The sequence below is a fragment of the Phytoactinopolyspora endophytica genome, assembly GCF_004138495.1.
Lineage (GTDB): Bacteria > Actinomycetota > Actinomycetes > Jiangellales > Jiangellaceae > Phytoactinopolyspora > Phytoactinopolyspora endophytica.
The window spans coordinates 272,666-274,070 of the sequence record NZ_ML142856.1 but is presented as its reverse complement, the minus strand read 5'-3'; the positions used below and the strand labels follow the sequence as shown (position 1 = coordinate 274,070).

Sequence of the window (1,405 nt, the reverse complement as noted above, 5' to 3'; positions counted from 1 at the left end):
GCAACCCGTTCTCACTCATCACCTTCTCGGTGCCGGTGTTGAGCAGGACGAAGTTGCCGGTGCCGTAGGTGTTCTTCGCCTCGCCGACATCCAGGCACGCCTGCCCGAACGTGGCCGCCTGCTGGTCGCCCAGAATGCCGGCCAACGGAAGCCCGGCGAACGCGCCGCGCTCGCGGACGTAGCCGTACACCTCCGACGACGAGCGGATCTCGGGCAGCATGGACATGGGTATGCCCATGTCGGCGGCGTTCTGCTCGTTCCACGTCAGCGTGTCGAGGTTCATCAGCAGGGTGCGCGAGGCGTTGGTGGGGTCGGTGACGTGCAGCCCGCCGTCGGTCCCGCCGGTGGCGTTCCACAGCACCCACGTGTCCATGTTGCCGAAAACCAGGTCGCCGGCATCGGCTTTCTCGCGAGCTCCCTCGACGTTGTCGAGGATCCACTTCACCTTGGGTCCGGAGAAGTAGGTGGCCAGCGGCAGGCCGGTGGTCGCGTGATATCGGTTCTGCCCACCGCCTTGCCTGGCAAGCTCGTCGACGATCCGGTCCGTCCGGGTGTCCTGCCAGACGATCGCGTTGTACACAGGCTTGCCGGTGGTGCGGTCCCACACGACGGTGGTCTCGCGCTGGTTGGTGATACCGACTGCGACGACGTCCTCGGTGACCAAGTCCGCCTTGGCCAGGGCTGCGGCGCAGACCTCACGCGTGTTGCGCCAGATCTCCTCGGGGTCGTGCTCGACCCAGCCGGCCCTGGGGAAGATCTGCTCGTGCTCGCGCTGGTCGACCGAGACCACATTGCCGGAGTGATTGAAGATCATGCACCGGGTGGAGGTGGTTCCCTGGTCGATTGCTGCTACGTACTGAGGCATGTGTGTACTCCTCGGGTCGGTACTTCTCGTGCTGTTCGTGCGGGTTCGAATGCGGTTCATGGACCCGGCGTGGTCTCGGCCTAGGTATCGGCCGTTCAGTACACCGCGCCTCCGAGCAGCCCGGCTAGGACACCTCCGACGATCGGGCCGGCGATCGGCACCCACGAGTAGCTCCAGTCGCTGGAGCCTTTGCCCTTGATCGGCAGCAGGGCGTGGGCGATGCGCGGGCCGAGGTCACGTGCGGGGTTGATGGCGTAGCCGGTCGGGCCACCGAGCGACGCGCCGATCCCGAGAACCAGAAGGCCTACGGCCAGTGGGCCGATGTCGACCGGATGTGGGCCGAAGGAGAGAACCACGAAGACGAGGACGAACGTACCGACGACCTCGGTGACGAAGTTCCAGCCGTAGTTGCGGACCTCCGGCCCCGTCGAGAACACTCCGAGCTTAAACGCCGGCTCCTCGCCGGCGTCGAATTGCTTCTTGTAGGCCAGGAACATGACGACCGCGCCGATGAAGGCGCCGGCCATCTCACCGAGAAGG

At 65.8% G+C, this 1,405-nt stretch carries 2 protein-coding genes; both read right to left on the bottom strand.

Annotation, left to right across the window (positions count from 1 at the left end; genetic code table 11):
• Positions 1-865 (bottom strand): FGGY family carbohydrate kinase (locus tag ELR45_RS41005; RefSeq protein ID WP_240759822.1); only part of this gene is annotated, 865 nt, incomplete at its 3' end.
• A gap of 95 nt (positions 866-960) precedes the next feature.
• On the bottom strand, positions 961-1,405 hold a 445-nt coding region (locus tag ELR45_RS41000; RefSeq protein ID WP_240759821.1), incomplete at its 5' end, for an MIP/aquaporin family protein.